Source organism: Frankia sp. ACN1ag (genome assembly GCF_001414035.1).
GTDB classification, from domain to species: Bacteria; Actinomycetota; Actinomycetes; order Frankiales; family Frankiaceae; genus Frankia; species Frankia torreyi.
This window is the reverse complement of the sequence record NZ_LJPA01000013.1, coordinates 150,253-162,853: the sequence shown is the minus strand read 5'-3', so window position 1 is coordinate 162,853 and position 12,601 is coordinate 150,253. Positions and strand designations below refer to the sequence as shown.

The window sequence follows — 12,601 nt, the reverse complement described above, 5'->3', positions numbered from 1 at the left end:
GATGGCGCCGCAGGGGCAGCCGGCCAGCGTCCCCGACGACGGACTGACCACCCGCGAACGCCGCGACCGGCCGCTGCTGATCGTGCACACCGGCGACGGCAAGGGGAAGTCGACCGCCGCGTTCGGCCTGGCGTTGCGCGCCTGGTCGCAGGGCTGGCCGGTCGGGGTGTTCCAGTTCGTCAAGTCCGCCAAGTGGCNCATCGGCGAGGAACGCGCCCTGCGGGTGCTCGCCGACTCCGGCGCGGGCGGCACCGTCGACTGGCACAAGATGGGCTCCGGGTGGAGCTGGGTACGTGACCGCGTCGATCCCGACGGCGATCCCGCGGCCGCGGCCGCGGAAGGCTGGGCGCAGATCCGCCGCGACCTGGCCGCGCAGACCTACCGGCTCTACGTGCTCGACGAGCTGACCTACCCGCTGCGCTGGGGCTGGCTCGACGTCGCCGAGGTCGTCGAGACCCTGCGCACCCGCCCGGGCCGCCAGCACGTCGTCGTCACCGGCCGGCGCGCCCCGCAGGAGCTGCTCGACGCCGCCGACCTCGTCACCGAGATGACGAAGATCCGTCATCCGATGGACGCCGGGCAGAAGGGGCAGCGGGGGATCGAATGGTGAGCGCGTGGTGAGCGCGCCGCTCGCGCTGCCCCGCCTCGTGCTGGCCGCCCCGACCAGCGGCGCCGGCAAGACGACGGTGACCACCGGGCTGATGGCCGCGCTGCGCGCCCGCGGGCTGCGCGTCTCCCCGCACAAGGTCGGCCCCGACTACATCGACCCCGGCTACCACGCGCTGGCCACCGGCCGCCCCGGACGCAACCTGGACGCGGTGCTGTGCGGCCCGGCGCGCCTGGCCCCGCTGTTCGCCCACGGCGCGCGCGGTGCCGACGTCGCCGTCGTCGAGGGCGTGATGGGCCTGTTCGACGGGGTCGCCCGCCCGCAGCCCGGCGAGGCCGCCGACCACGCCTCCACCGCGCATGTCGCCCGGCTGCTCGACGCTCCGGTCATCCTCGTCGTCGACGTCTCCGGCGCGGCCCGGTCCATCGCCGCGCTCGTCGCCGGGTTCCGGTCGTTCGACCGGCGCATCCACCTGGCCGGGGTGATCCTCAACCGGGTCGGCTCGCCGCGCCACCGCGAGCTGCTCACCGAGGCGCTGGGCGGCATCGGGGTGGCGGTGTTCGGCGCGGTCCCCCGCGAGCAGTCCGTGCACACCCCGTCGCGTCACCTGGGCCTGGTGCCCGCCGCCGAACGCCGCCCGGCCGCGCTCGACGCCGTCGACCGCCTCGGCGCGCTCGTCGCCGCCTCCTGCGACCTCGACGGTCTGCTGCGCGTCGCCCGCGCCGCCCCGCCGCTGCGCACCGAGGCCTGGGACCCGGCTGCGGCGCTGGCCACCGTGGGAGGCACGGCGGCGGGCCGGCCGCCGCGGATCGCCGTCGCCGGTGGGGCGGCGTTCACCTTCGGCTACGCCGAGCACGTCGAGCTGCTCACCGCCGCCGGCGCGGACGTCGTCGCCGTCGACCCGCTGCGCGACGACACGCTGCCCGCCGGCACCGACGCGCTGATCATCGGCGGGGGCTTCCCCGAGGAACACGTCGGCGCGCTCACCGCCAACACCCGGCTACGCGGCGAGATCGCCGCGTTCGCCGCCCGCGGCGCGCCCGTCGCCGCCGAGTGCGCCGGCCTGCTGTACCTGGCCCGCAGCCTCGACGGCGCGCCGATGTGCGCCGTCCTCGACGTCGCCGCGGTGATGGGCCCGCGGCTCACCCTCGGCTACCGCCGGGCGGTCGCCGCCACGCCCAGCCCGCTGGCGCCGGCCGGCAGCGTCCTGGCCGCCCACGAGTTCCACCGCACTGTCCTGCTTGCCCCGCCTGCCGGCGGCCCCCCGGCCGCCTGGTGGCTGCCCGTCGTCGACCCGGCGCCCACCGCCCCTGCCGGCGCCCCGCTGCCGGCGGCGCTCCCTGGCGCCCCACCCCCGACGGCGGGGCTGATCGCGGCACCGTCACGCCGGCCTGCCGAGGCGCCGTCGCGCTGGCTGGCCGAGGGCTTCGTCCACCGCCGGGTGCACGCCTCCTACCTGCACCTGCACTGGGCCGGCCGACCCCAGATCGCCACCGGCCTGATTGCCGCCGCGCGCGCATACCGCCGCGACAATGCCGCCGACACCCGCCACCCCGACCCGCCCTCCCACCCCGGCATCCCCGACACCCACGGCAGTCACGGCATTCCCGGCATTCCCGGCAGCGACGGCCGCCGGCCCGGCGCGGCCTGACCCTCCGATGGCAACCGCCCGGACCGCAGCCGACCTGGTCGTCGGCGTCGGCGCGCGCCCCGGGGTCGACGCGGCGGAGATCCTCGCGCTCATCGACGCGGCGCTGCGCGAACTCGGCGTGCCGGCGGGCGCCGTGCGCCTGCTGGCCACCGTCGCCGCCCGCCGCGACGAGGCGGGCATCGTCGCCGCCGCCGACCACCATCGCTGGCCCGTCGCGGGATACCCCCCGCACCGCCTGGCCACGGTCGACGTCCCCCACCCCAGCGCCGCCGCGCGCGCCGCACTCGGCACACCGAGCGTCGCCGAGGCGGCCTGCCTGCTTCCCCTCGACCCGGATCTCGACCCGGCCGCGCCACGACCGGTCCTGCTGCTCCCCAAACGCACCGGCCGGCGCGCCACGATCGCCGTCGCCCGCCACAGCCCGCACCGCGCGCACACATCCGGGTGGCCAGGTCAGGCGCCACGGAGGACAACCTCGTCGAGGTCAGGAGTCAGCGGCTCGGTTCCACGCCCGTGATCATGGATCTGGTGCACAGTTACCGGATGGTTCGTCTTGCGTTCGCCTCGGGTGCGGTGCTCGTCTCCTGTGTGGTGACGGCGTCCTGTTCGTCGGCGTCGGGTGCGGCGGCGCCCCGGCCGGTGCCGCCCTGCTCCCTGCTGCACGCTCCGGAGGTTCGGGCCGCGATCGAGGCGTCCTGGAGTCCGGGTCGCCAGGGGGCCTCCGAGGGAGACACCGATGCGATCGGCTGCACCTTCCAGTCCTCGAAAGGGTTCGTCACCGTGTGGAGCTCGGCGAAGGACACCGAGGCGGGCTACCAGTCGTCGCGCGCGGCGCCGGCCCAACGGCCGCAGCAGGACCTGTCGGGTGCCGGCTACGTGGGCTACAGCTACACCAGCCCCGGCAACGTCCAGGAAGTCCACCTCCTGAAGGGCGCGGCCTACATCTCGGTCGTCGTCGGAGCAGGAGCCGCCCCCGGCACCGCCCGCCACCTCGGTGATCTCATCGTGGCCAGACTCCCGTGAAGCAGCCGGTCTCCTCGCCGTGCAGGCGCGGCGCTCCGCCGCGGACTTCTCCGCCGAAATATGACTCGCGCAACAGGGGGGCGGGCTGGTTGGCTGTCGGGCCGTGCGTGTTCTGGTAACCGGAGACCGGGGGCTGGTGGGCCGGGCCGTGACAGCGGCGCTGACGTTGGCCGGACACCAGACGGTGGGATTCGATCTGGTGAACGGGCACGACGTACGCGACGGCGCCGATCTCGAGCGGATGTCCGCGGGCTGCGGGGCCATCGTGCACCTGGCCGCCCTCGACGAGCCGGTCGACGATCCGGGCCTGGCGGAGTTCGGACCGGCCACGACCGGCACGGACACGCGGGTGTTCGAGACCAACGTGGTCGGGACGAGCAACGTGCTGCGGGCAGCCGAACGGCACGGTCTGCCCCGGGTGGTCGTCATGAGCAGCGTGGACGTGCTGGGCTGTTTCGCCGGCCGCGGCCGGCCGTCCTACCTTCCCCTCGATGACCGCCATCCCACCCGCCCGGCGGGTGCGTACGGGATATCGAAATGGCTGGCCGAGCAGATGTGCGAGGCGGCCACCGCCGCGACCGGCGTCTACACAGTCTGCCTGCGCCCACCCGGGGTGTTCACCGAACAGACCTACGCCGGGATACGGCGGGCCCGACGTGACGATCCCGCCTTCGAATGGTCGCCGATCTGGGAGTACGGCGCCTTCCTCGACGTGCGGGACCTCGCGTCGGCGGTCGAACGGGCGCTGACCGCTCCGCTTGCCGGGCACCATCGGCTGCTGCTGTGCGCGGCCGACATCTCCTCCGCCCACGACGACGCCCGTACCCTGGTCACGCGGCTGCTCCCCGACGTCGCCTGGCGCGGGGGAGCGGAGTATCTCCAGGATCCGTTCCGGGCACTGATCGACACCTCGGGTGCGCGCACGCTGCTGGGCTGGGCACCGCGGCACCGCTGGCGACCTTCCCGCGCGAAGTAGACCGTAGAGCGGCGCAGGCGCACGCGGCGCCAGCGGCGCAGGGGCCAGCGGCGGCGACCCGCGGTCGAACCGCTCCGCGCGCCGCCGTCCATGATCTGCTGCGCCGTCGTCGCGGACTGACCGCGAGCCGCCGGGCCGTCAGTCCGGGGATGCGGGGAGGAACCGGGCGAGGTCGGGATGGGACCGCCCGACGGGGGCGAACACGATGATGTCCGTGGCGGTCACGCCCGCCTGCTGGAAGGGGTCCTCGGCGAGGATGCGTTCCAGCGTCGCGCGGTCGACGCCGTCGGCGAGGATGACCCCGCCGGTGCGCGGCGTGCGCGGGCCGGAGAGCAGGAACACGCCCTGGTCGTAGTAGCGGGCCAGGTAGTCGCGATGCTCGGCCAGCAGCCGGTCGACCTCCTCGATCGGGCGAAGGTAACGGAGCACGATGACGAACATCGGCAAGAAGGCACCCTTCTGCGGGGAACGCGCCGTGCGCCCGCGGTGGCGAGCCCGGCTGCGGGGTCGGTAGCCGGATCAGTAGACGTCCTCGGACATCTTCCGACGTTCTCAGGGGTCCTCAGGGGTCCTCGTGCAGGACGAGGTCGAGCAGCCCGGGGAAACGATCGTCGAACTCGGCCCGGCGCAGCCGGTTGAACCGGCGGGGGCCGGTGTCGCGCTGCTCGAGCAGTCCGGTCGCGCGCAGCACCGCGAAGTGGTGGCTGCGGGTGGCCGCGCTGACGGGCACCTCGAAGCTGCCGCAGGGCAGCGTCCAGTCCGGGTGGTCGGCCAGCATGCGCAGGATGGCGCGGCGCACCGGGTCCCCGAGGGCGTCGAGGGCCTCCTGCAGGCTGACCTGCGCCGGGTCGCGATGAGTGAGGCTCTGCGTGCGCGCCGGCGTCCGGACCGGCCCGTCGGCGGCCGTCGACTGCGTCATGACCATCTCCCTGCGGCGCGGACCGGCAGCCGGCAACCCGTCACCGGGCGACCGTCACGCCGTTGCCGGTCCCGCCGTCATGGTAAGTCCGCGCCTGGGACGATGGTGCCCGTGATCGGCGACTGTCTCGGCGACGACGACCCGACGGCCATCGGAGCCGAAGATCTTCTGCTGTCCTGGGGAGCGGCCAGGATCGACCATCCCGGCGNCACCCTGTTCGACCATCTGCTGCGCGTGCGTGACCTNCTCGCGCGGTGGCGGGCCGACAGCGTGCTGCAGGTGGCGGGTCTATGCCACGCCGTCTACGGCACCGACGGGTTCGCCCCGCATCTGGTGGACCTCTCCCGGCGCTGCGAGGTGGCCACGATGGTGGGCGCGGACGTCGAGACGTTGGTCTACCGGTATGCCAGCTGCGATCGAGCCTGGGTCTACCCTCGCCTCTCCGCCGCCTCACAGGTGGAATTCCGCGACCGGTTCACCGGCCGGGTGCAACCGGTCCGCGGCAGGGAGCTACGGGAGTTCATGGAGCTCACCGCCGCCAACGAACTCGACCTTGCCCGGCACAATCCGACGTTCGCCGCGGAGGTCGGTCCCCGTCTGCACGCCCTGTTCGCCCGCACGCGTCCGCTCCTCAGTGCCGTGGCGTGGCAGGACTGCGCCGCGACTCTGCGGCCCTGAGCGATCGGATCGATGCCCACGGCGCCGTCCCGAGAGCGTTCAGAGCGCGCGGGTGGCTATCCCTGGATAGTTGACGACCAGCGCCGAGTCGTCGTAGGTGAGCTGGCAGGCGAAGGCGAACGTGGGATCGGTGTAGTCGTAGCGCTGACATGATCCGTCGTCGGCGGCGCGGGTGTAGGTCTGCTCCAGCCGGTGGACGGTCAGATCGACGGCGCGGACGTAGGCGGCCGGGGCGTCGGCCCGCTGCCCGACGGCCAGGTCCAGCCGGCGGACCGGCAGCGCGTTCGTCACCGCCGACGATTCCAGATCGACGTCGCGGAAGCCCTCCAGATCCGCCGCGACCGCACCGTTGACCAGCCATCGCCCGCCGCGGTCGGCTTCGAGCGTGACCGACCGGGATCCAGTGGCCGACCGCCCGCGCACAGTCGCCTCACGGGATGTGGGCCCCGGCACGAATCCGTCTCGCCGACCGGTGCCGGCGCACACTGAGCGGGCGGGCCCACTGCCGTTGCTCCCCACCCGCCGTCACCAGCGCAGACCCCGACCGGCATCCCGCCGCCGGGGCCCGTCCCACCAGGGAGACACATGGCCACCCCGCAGGAACGCCGTACCGCCGACGAGCAGGCCCGGTATGCCGACCATCGCCGCGCCCGGGCGACGATCCTCGACGCCGCCGAGCACCTGGACCCCGCCGACCTCAGCCTGCGCGCCCGCCAACTGCGCGACACCGCCCAGGCGATCCTGCGCCGCCCCGGTGTTCGAGCCCCCGCCGAGGCGGTCGCTGCCGACTGACTCCACTTCCGCACGGCCCACCTGCCCCCGCCGGCACGTGCGAGCCCGCAGCGCAGTGCGGGGACCGGCAGCGGCCGGTTGTCGTCAGCGACGCGGCGCCGAGCCGGAGCCGAACAGCGCCCTCAGCACGTCTGGCGACGAAGCTGCTGGCCCGCGCCGAACGGGTCAGCGACAGCAAGCGGCTCAAGGCGCTGCCCCGCTTCCGTAAGGCCGCCGGACGGGTCGCGGCTGCGGTCACCGTGCTCCTCGACGTGCCACTGGCAGGGGACGGGCAGGGATGACCCTGGCGGAGATGTGGACCGCGATCGAGCAGGCCGTGCCGCGGGAGAAGCTGCAGGCGGCGCTGGCGACGGTCGCGGAGTATCTACCCGACGAGGCCGAGGACGACGACGCGGACTGGCGTACCGAGCTGGTCACCCGCTACGCCGCGGTGACCGGATTCCTGGAGCTGCTGGCCGAAACAATCGCCGGGGGTGCGACGCCGGCCGGCGCGCCGATCGTGGCGGCGCTGCGGGACCTGCCGCGGGTCAAGGCACGGCGTGCACCGGAGGCGGCGCACATCCGGGAGCACACGGGGACAGGCTCCCGATGAACGGTCGCGAGGTGCGGCAGTTCGTCTGGCAGGTGGTCCCGGCGGCCGTCCTGGCGATACTCGTTGCCACCGACACCACCGTGTCACTCTTGACGATGCCGTCCGCGCCGGCCGCCTCGATGACGGTTCCACCGTCCTGCTGCTCGGTTTCGGAGGAGGCATGACATGGGGAAGTGTTCTCCTGCGCTGGCACGCCTGAGCTGGCGGCCGGCCCGCGGCGCGTCGCCGCCGCGGGCCGGCCGTTCCCAGAGCCAGGTCGGGTTTCTCGCTGTCACCGCGGCGACCGTTCTGTGGGCGTTCGACGCCACCGCTGGCAAATCGTTCCGCGCCGGAGTCGCGCCTCTCGAGCTGGTGGAGGCACGTACGTACGTCACCGCCGTGGGACTTGGCCTGTTCAGCTACCTCTGGCACGCCCGCGCCGGCGATCGGACCTCCATCAGCGAGAACCCCCCGCGGTTTCGGCACACCCTCGTGTTCGGACTGGCCGCCGGAACCGGCCGGATCAGTCTGACCGGTCTCGCCTACGGCCTGCTGACCGCTGTCGCCGTCGCGTCGTTCTCTGTCCTCGGCGAAAGCTCCAGCCGCGCCTACGGCGCGGCTTCCTCCATGGCCCGAGCCTTCGCCGTCTCCGCACTCGCCTGGGTGATCATCCAGGCCCCGCAGGGCTGGCCACGCATCCTCACCGACACCCGCCATCTCCCCGACGTCCTGCTCGTCGGCATTCTCGGCACCCTCGCACCTTTCGTTCTGTTTTCGTGGGGTGTCGCCCGGGCGGGTTCGCAGGCGGCCTCCGCCGCCACCGCTCTCGAACCCGTCTTCGGTGTCGTCCTCGCAGGGCTATGGCTCGGTCAATCCCTCAACCTGCGTCAGCTCATCAGCGCGGCCGTTCTCATCGCGGCCGTCCTCTACCTGCGAACCCAGATGCCCCCTCCGGACATCCCACCCGCCGTACAGCAACTCCCAGCCCGAACGGCTCGTCCAGCCACCCGCCTGGGCGGCGATGAGGACCCCGATAGTGCACAGCGCACACCCAAGGCAACGACCGTCGCATATCCGAAGCAGCCGGTCCGACGACCAGACAGCCAACCGACGCAGGGACGGTTCACGACGAGATGTGCACGGTCTTCTGCCAGCTCTCGCGGTCGGCGAGATGGGTGAGCATGTAGTGGGCGAGATCTGCCCGGGAGACGGCCTTCGGTTTCACCAGGTGCTGGTCGACCGCCGTGCGGTAGCGCCCGGTGAACGGCCCGTCGGTGAGCATCGGTGCGCGGATCACCGTCCAGTCGAGGCCGCTGGCGGCGAGGAGGCGTTCCATGATGGTCATGTCGGCGTAGCCGTGCCGGTAGAGACGCCGGATGACCACGGTGGTGACGAGCCGCTGGGGCAGCGCGGTGCCCGGCGCGACGTCGAGACCCGCCGAGGACAGGCACACCAGCCGTCGCACCCCGGCGTCGCGCATGGCGTCGATGATGGCAGCCGCGCCCTGGGAGTAGACGGTGGTGGGATGCCTGCGCTCGGTGCTGCCCAGGCAGGACAGCACGGCGTCCTGCCCGCCGACGGCGGCCTTCCACCCCGGGGGCGCCAGGATGTCCGCGGCGATGACGGTCAGGCGGGCATGCTCGCCCGCGGGGACCCGGTCCGGGTGACGGGCGACGGCGGTGACGTCGTGACCGGCCTGCAGCGCCTGGGTCACCAGCCGGGCGCCGGTGCCACCGGTGGGGCCGAAGATGAGCAGCTTCACGATTGCTCCTGACGGACCCCGATGGGCCCAGGCGACGCGGGCCGCGGCACCCGCCGGGGGTTGCGGCCGGGGTTCAGATGTTCGTGCCGGCCCTGGTGGCCCTGTTGGCCCTGGTGGCCCGGGTGCGCGGCAGCAGGAAGCTGGTGGCGACGAGCCAGGCCAACGCGGTGAACCGGGCTAGGGGCAGCAGCACCGCCGCGTCGGAGACGAGCAGGGTGATCGTGGACAGTTCGGCGATGGTGGCGACGACCAGACCGGCCACCGCCAGCGGGCGCGGCAGCAGTCCGNCCAGCAGCCCCGGCACGGCGACGCCCGCGACCAGCAGGCCGAGGAAGACGACGTGCCCGGTGCCCCCGGTGACGAAGGCCAGGTCGTGCAGTGCCCGCACGACCGCCGGCTCGTCGAGGACGTCCGGACGTGCCAGCACCCAGCTGACCAGCCCGCACAGGGCGAGCATGGTGGCGGCCACCACGCCCCCGGCCAGGGCGATGGTGGGGCCGGGTACCCGCACGCCGAGAGTGCGCAGGCGGGCCGAGACAGTGGCCGCGTAGATCGCCAGCGGGACCGAGGCAGCGAACTGCAGGAACGCGCTGACGCGCACGGGATCGCGATGGTCGTGGAAGTACGCCAGGATCGTCGGCGACGAGCTGAACGGTGAGGGAAAGATGTCGCCGCCCGCCATGGCCGTGCTCACGGCGAGCCCGGCGACGAGCAGCGCCGTGAACACCACGGCGAGGATACCCAGGGGCGGTCCGCCGCCGCCCTGCCGGCCGGAACGCGCAGCGATCGTCACAGGATCACGCGCCCGCCGGTCNGGTCGAGGGTGACCCCGGTGACCCAGCAGGAGGCGTTCGAGGCCAGGTAGAGCGCGGCCTGGGCGATGTCGTCGGGCTGCCCGACGCGGCCCAGCGGGAACACCGCCGACAGCCGTTGGAGCTGCTCGGCGGACATCGACCGCCGCATGCGGTCGTTGAGGACCGCCGAGGGGGCCAGGCAGTTGAGGCGGACGCCGTGCCTGGCGACCTCGTTCGCCAGGTGCCGGGTGAACATCACCACGCCCGCCTTCGCCGCCGCGTACGCGGCGTTGGCGCCGCCCGGGTGGCGACCTGCCGTGGAGGACATGGTGATGATCGACCCACCGCCCCGGGAGATCATGGCGGGCAGGAAGGCGGTCACGGTCAGATACACCGACGTCAGCTCCGAGGCGAGGACCGCCTGCCAGCGAGCGGGGTCGAGCTCGACGGTGGGCACGGGGGAGCCCTGGCCGCCGGCGAACACCGCGAGGACCTCCACCGGGCCCAGCGTCTGCTCGACGTGCGCGCGCAGGCGTCCCACCGCGGCGGCGTCGGTGACGTCACCGGGCGCCGGCACCGCCGTGCCGCCGTCGGCGGCGATCGCCGCGACGACGACGTCGATGGCAGCGTGGTCACGGCCGTTCACCGCGATCCTGGCGCCGCTTGCCGCCAGCGCCCGGCAGGTCGCGGCGCCGATCCCACGGGAGCCGCCGGTCACCAGCGCGACCTTGCCGGCCAGGTCCGGATAGTGCGGCCAGCGAGCACCGGCGTCGTTGATCATGTCCACAGTCACCTCAGTTCTCTATGGTGAACCATTCATAGCACAGAATCATTCTCTGTCGCTACCATCGCTTCCATGACCACACACCGGCCGACCGGCCGCGACGAGGCGGCGGCGCAGCGCCCGCCGAGGGGGACGGCGTTCCTGCTCGCCCAGGTCGGCGCGCACGCCGCGGCACGGTTCGCCGAGCGGATCAGCGAACTCGGGCTGATCCCCGCCGAGGTCGGAATCCTGCGCATGATCGCCGCGCGGCCCGGACGCAGCCAGCGGTCCCTGGCCGAGGAGCTGGGCGTGGTACCGAGCCGTATCGTCGCCCTGGTCGACAGGCTGGAGGGAAAAGGACTGCTCGCCCGAGCGCGCAACCCGACCGACCGGCGCAACCACGCCCTGCAGCTGACCGCCGAGGGCGGTGCGGTCATGGCGAGGATGCGCGGGCTCGCCGCCGCCCACGAGGACGAGATCTGCGCCGCGCTCGACGACGCCCAGCGCGCGCACCTGTCCAGCCTGCTGGCGGCCATCGCCGCCCAGCAGGGGCTGACTCCCGGCGTCCACCCCGGATACCAGCAGCCCCCGCCGACCTGATCGCGCCGAAACGCTCGGGCGCCGCCGCGGCAGGGGCGCCGACAGGCCACCGTGCCCTGGCCGACCATGTCGCCGGCGTCCTCGGCGTCGCCGGCGTCCTCGGTACCCGCTCCCGCCGGCGGGCGGTCCGCTTAGTCCAGGGCGCTCGGCTTAGTCCAGGGCGCTCAGCGCCGCCGGGTCGCAGGCGTCGGCCAACAGGTCCAGGGACAGGCCGAGGACCGCGGCGAGCGCGGCGACGGTGAAGAACGCCGGCGTCGCGATGCGGCCGGCCTCGATCTTGCGCAGCGTCTCCGCGGACACCCCCGCCGCGGCGGCGACCTCCACCATGCTGCGCTCACCGCGCGCGGCCCGCAGCAGCGCACCCAGCCGCTCGCCGCGTTCCCGTTCCGCCCTGGTCAACGGCGTGCGCACCATACCCGTGATAGTAATACCGGTATAGTAATTGGGGACTGGTGCGGCGGGTGTGACGCCGCGTCGGCGTGGGCAGGGAAGGGTGGTCGGGATGGTGGAGCTGAAGTCGGCCGCGGCGATCGAGGCGATGGCCGCGGCCGGGGCGGTCGTCGCCCGCGCGCTGCGCGCCACCCGCGACGCCGCCGCCGTCGGGGTCACCCCCCGCGAACTGGACGCGGTCGCGCACACGATCATCCGCGACGCCGGGGCCATCCCGGTGTTCCTGCACTACCATCCCGGTTTCGCCCCGACACCGTTCCCCGCGGTCATCTGCGCGTCGGTCAACGACGTCATCGTCCACGGCATCCCCGGCGACACCCCGCTGCGCGACGGCGACCTGGTCAGCATCGACTGCGGCGCCGAGCTCGACGGCTGGGTCGGCGACGCCGCGATCAGCTTCACCGTCGGTGCCCCGCACCCCGGCGACGCCGCCCTCATCGACACCACCGCCGCGGCGCTGGCCGCCGGCATCGCCGCCGCCGTCCCCGGGGGCCGCCTCGGCGACATCGCCGCCGCCATCGGTCGGGTCGGGCGCGCCGCCGGCTATGGCATCCCCCGCGACTTCGGCGGGCACGGCATCGGCCGGCGCATGCACGAGGATCCCAGCGTGCCCAACGACGGCCGGCCCGGACGGGGCATGCCGCTGCGCGCCGGGCTCGTCCTCGCCCTGGAACCGATGTTCTGCGCCGGGGGCCGCGACAGCTACCGCACCGCCGCCGACGGCTGGGCCCTGCACACCGTCGACGGCAGCCGCGCCGCCCACGTCGAGCACACCGTCGCCATCACCGCCGACGGCCCGCGCATCCTCACCACCACCGGCTGACCAGCCCCGCACCGGCCTGACCCGACCGGACCACCCGAACCGACCAGGACCACCTGATGCAACCAGGACCGCCCGACGGGACCAGGACCGCCCGACGCGGGCGGTACCCGGTCCGTTGCGGGTCGCCGCCGCGGCGGTCGATAGTCGGAGCTGGCCGTGCGGCACCCGCCGCCGGCCGGTGATCATCCGACC

Annotated in this window: 18 protein-coding genes and 2 pseudogenes; 14 read left to right on the top strand and 6 right to left on the bottom strand. The window is 73.8% G+C overall.

The genetic code is table 11. The features are described from left to right. Position 1: 1 nt before the first annotated feature. The 6 genes and pseudogenes from UK82_RS37700 to UK82_RS14110 form a co-directional block, all read left to right on the top strand. Positions 2–197: pseudogene (locus tag UK82_RS37700) on the top strand (cob(I)yrinic acid a,c-diamide adenosyltransferase); the annotation flags it as partial. 1 nt (position 198) lies between these two features. Continuing rightward, on the top strand, positions 199–610 hold a 412-nt coding region (locus UK82_RS14130), incomplete at its 5' end, for a cob(I)yrinic acid a,c-diamide adenosyltransferase (protein ID WP_236705913.1). A gap of 4 nt (positions 611–614) precedes the next feature. Next, positions 615–2,258 carry a cobyrinate a,c-diamide synthase gene (locus UK82_RS14125; protein ID WP_083507190.1) on the top strand — a complete coding sequence of 548 codons (1,644 nt, stop codon included), beginning with the start codon at positions 615–617 and terminating at the stop codon, positions 2,256–2,258. A gap of 7 nt (positions 2,259–2,265) precedes the next feature. Then, entirely contained in the window at positions 2,266–2,775 is a 510-nt protein-coding gene (locus tag UK82_RS14120) for a cobalamin biosynthesis protein (protein WP_082121592.1), read from the top strand. Positions 2,776–2,801: 26 nt separating this feature from the next. Then, the gene (locus UK82_RS14115) at positions 2,802–3,281 is read left to right on the top strand and encodes a hypothetical protein (protein ID WP_161849119.1); all 480 of its coding nucleotides are present in this window, start codon (positions 2,802–2,804) and stop codon (positions 3,279–3,281) included. Between the two features lie 103 nt (positions 3,282–3,384). Continuing rightward, positions 3,385–4,257: an NAD(P)-dependent oxidoreductase gene (locus UK82_RS14110; RefSeq protein WP_055407584.1), complete on the top strand. Its 873-nt coding sequence runs from the start codon at positions 3,385–3,387 to the stop codon at positions 4,255–4,257. A gap of 138 nt (positions 4,258–4,395) precedes the next feature. On the opposite strand, the gene UK82_RS14105 is transcribed toward UK82_RS14110, so the two are convergent. Then, positions 4,396–4,698: a YciI family protein gene (locus tag UK82_RS14105; RefSeq protein WP_044883144.1), complete on the bottom strand. Its 303-nt coding sequence runs from the start codon at positions 4,696–4,698 to the stop codon at positions 4,396–4,398. A gap of 121 nt (positions 4,699–4,819) precedes the next feature. Continuing rightward, positions 4,820–5,176 (bottom strand): helix-turn-helix transcriptional regulator, encoded by a 357-nt coding sequence (locus UK82_RS14100; RefSeq protein WP_044883143.1) that lies wholly within the window; start codon positions 5,174–5,176, stop codon positions 4,820–4,822. On the opposite strand from UK82_RS14100, the pseudogene UK82_RS42730 reads away from it, so the two are divergent. Continuing rightward, a pseudogene (locus UK82_RS42730) lies at positions 5,111–5,384 on the top strand (hypothetical protein); the annotation flags it as partial. The gene UK82_RS14100 and the pseudogene UK82_RS42730 sit on opposite strands and share 66 nt — an antisense overlap. 38 nt (positions 5,385–5,422) lie before the next feature. Next, on the top strand, positions 5,423–5,854 hold a 432-nt coding region (locus UK82_RS14095; protein ID WP_236705912.1), incomplete at its 5' end, for a DUF6817 domain-containing protein. Between the two features lie 39 nt (positions 5,855–5,893). On the opposite strand, the gene UK82_RS14090 is transcribed toward UK82_RS14095, so the two are convergent. Further along, on the bottom strand, positions 5,894–6,307 hold the full coding sequence (locus UK82_RS14090; RefSeq protein ID WP_255354292.1) for a putative glycolipid-binding domain-containing protein: 414 nt from the start codon (positions 6,305–6,307) through the stop codon (positions 5,894–5,896). A gap of 132 nt (positions 6,308–6,439) precedes the next feature. Here UK82_RS14090 and UK82_RS14085 point away from each other — a divergent pair, with 132 nt between their 5' ends. The 4 genes from UK82_RS14085 (at position 6,440) to UK82_RS14075 (ending at position 8,396) form a co-directional block, all read left to right on the top strand. Then, positions 6,440–6,646 carry a hypothetical protein gene (locus UK82_RS14085; protein WP_044883142.1) on the top strand — a complete coding sequence of 69 codons (207 nt, stop codon included), beginning with the start codon at positions 6,440–6,442 and terminating at the stop codon, positions 6,644–6,646. A gap of 277 nt (positions 6,647–6,923) precedes the next feature. Continuing rightward, positions 6,924–7,238, top strand: a complete 315-nt coding sequence (locus UK82_RS33655) for a hypothetical protein (RefSeq protein ID WP_044883141.1) — start codon at positions 6,924–6,926, stop codon at positions 7,236–7,238. Then, on the top strand, positions 7,120–7,437 hold the full coding sequence (locus UK82_RS41850) for a 3-oxoacyl-[acyl-carrier-protein] synthase III C-terminal domain-containing protein (protein WP_082121590.1): 318 nt from the start codon (positions 7,120–7,122) through the stop codon (positions 7,435–7,437). The genes UK82_RS33655 and UK82_RS41850 overlap by 119 nt, the downstream gene beginning before the upstream one ends. Further along, positions 7,404–8,396, top strand: coding sequence for an EamA family transporter (locus tag UK82_RS14075; protein WP_055407582.1), 993 nt, complete (start codon positions 7,404–7,406; stop codon positions 8,394–8,396). The genes UK82_RS41850 and UK82_RS14075 overlap by 34 nt, the downstream gene beginning before the upstream one ends. On the opposite strand, the gene UK82_RS14070 is transcribed toward UK82_RS14075, so the two are convergent. Both UK82_RS14070 and UK82_RS14060 read right to left on the bottom strand, forming a co-directional pair. Continuing rightward, positions 8,341–8,979, bottom strand: coding sequence for an NAD(P)-dependent oxidoreductase (locus UK82_RS14070; RefSeq protein ID WP_044883139.1), 639 nt, complete (start codon positions 8,977–8,979; stop codon positions 8,341–8,343). The two genes, UK82_RS14075 and UK82_RS14070, sit on opposite strands and share 56 nt — an antisense overlap. Positions 8,980–9,794: 815 nt before the next feature. After that, on the bottom strand, positions 9,795–10,554 hold a 760-nt coding region (locus UK82_RS14060; protein WP_236705925.1), incomplete at its 3' end, for an SDR family NAD(P)-dependent oxidoreductase. Between the two features lie 75 nt (positions 10,555–10,629). Here UK82_RS14060 and UK82_RS14055 point away from each other — a divergent pair. Next, positions 10,630–11,136: a MarR family winged helix-turn-helix transcriptional regulator gene (locus tag UK82_RS14055; RefSeq protein ID WP_055407576.1), complete on the top strand. Its 507-nt coding sequence runs from the start codon at positions 10,630–10,632 to the stop codon at positions 11,134–11,136. A gap of 150 nt (positions 11,137–11,286) precedes the next feature. Here the strand turns inward: UK82_RS14055 and UK82_RS14050 are convergent, their stop codons facing one another. Next, positions 11,287–11,550 (bottom strand): helix-turn-helix domain-containing protein, encoded by a 264-nt coding sequence (locus UK82_RS14050; protein ID WP_044883135.1) that lies wholly within the window; start codon positions 11,548–11,550, stop codon positions 11,287–11,289. An 88-nt stretch (positions 11,551–11,638) separates the two neighbouring features. Between UK82_RS14050 and map the strand changes: the two genes are divergently transcribed. Continuing rightward, positions 11,639–12,409: a type I methionyl aminopeptidase gene (gene map / locus UK82_RS14045; RefSeq protein ID WP_055407653.1), complete on the top strand. Its 771-nt coding sequence runs from the start codon at positions 11,639–11,641 to the stop codon at positions 12,407–12,409. Positions 12,410–12,601: the final 192 nt, after the last annotated feature.

Bases quoted from the DNA above. Each gene is read 5' to 3' on its own strand.
- UK82_RS14120 (WP_082121592.1), top strand. From the start codon at position 2,266: ATGGCAACCGCCCGGACCGCAGCCGACCTGGTCGTCGGCGTCGGCGCG.
- UK82_RS14115 (WP_161849119.1), top strand. From the start codon at position 2,802: ATGGTTCGTCTTGCGTTCGCCTCGGGTGCGGTGCTCGTCTCCTGTGTG.
- UK82_RS14105 (WP_044883144.1), bottom strand. From the start codon at position 4,698: ATGTTCGTCATCGTGCTCCGTTACCTTCGCCCGATCGAGGAGGTCGAC.
- UK82_RS14100 (WP_044883143.1), bottom strand. From the start codon at position 5,176: ATGACGCAGTCGACGGCCGCCGACGGGCCGGTCCGGACGCCGGCGCGC.
- UK82_RS14085 (WP_044883142.1), top strand. From the start codon at position 6,440: ATGGCCACCCCGCAGGAACGCCGTACCGCCGACGAGCAGGCCCGGTAT.
- UK82_RS33655 (WP_044883141.1), top strand. From the start codon at position 6,924: ATGACCCTGGCGGAGATGTGGACCGCGATCGAGCAGGCCGTGCCGCGG.
- UK82_RS14075 (WP_055407582.1), top strand. From the start codon at position 7,404: ATGGGGAAGTGTTCTCCTGCGCTGGCACGCCTGAGCTGGCGGCCGGCC.
- UK82_RS14055 (WP_055407576.1), top strand. From the start codon at position 10,630: ATGACCACACACCGGCCGACCGGCCGCGACGAGGCGGCGGCGCAGCGC.
- UK82_RS14050 (WP_044883135.1), bottom strand. From the start codon at position 11,550: ATGGTGCGCACGCCGTTGACCAGGGCGGAACGGGAACGCGGCGAGCGG.
- map (WP_055407653.1), top strand. From the start codon at position 11,639: ATGGTGGAGCTGAAGTCGGCCGCGGCGATCGAGGCGATGGCCGCGGCC.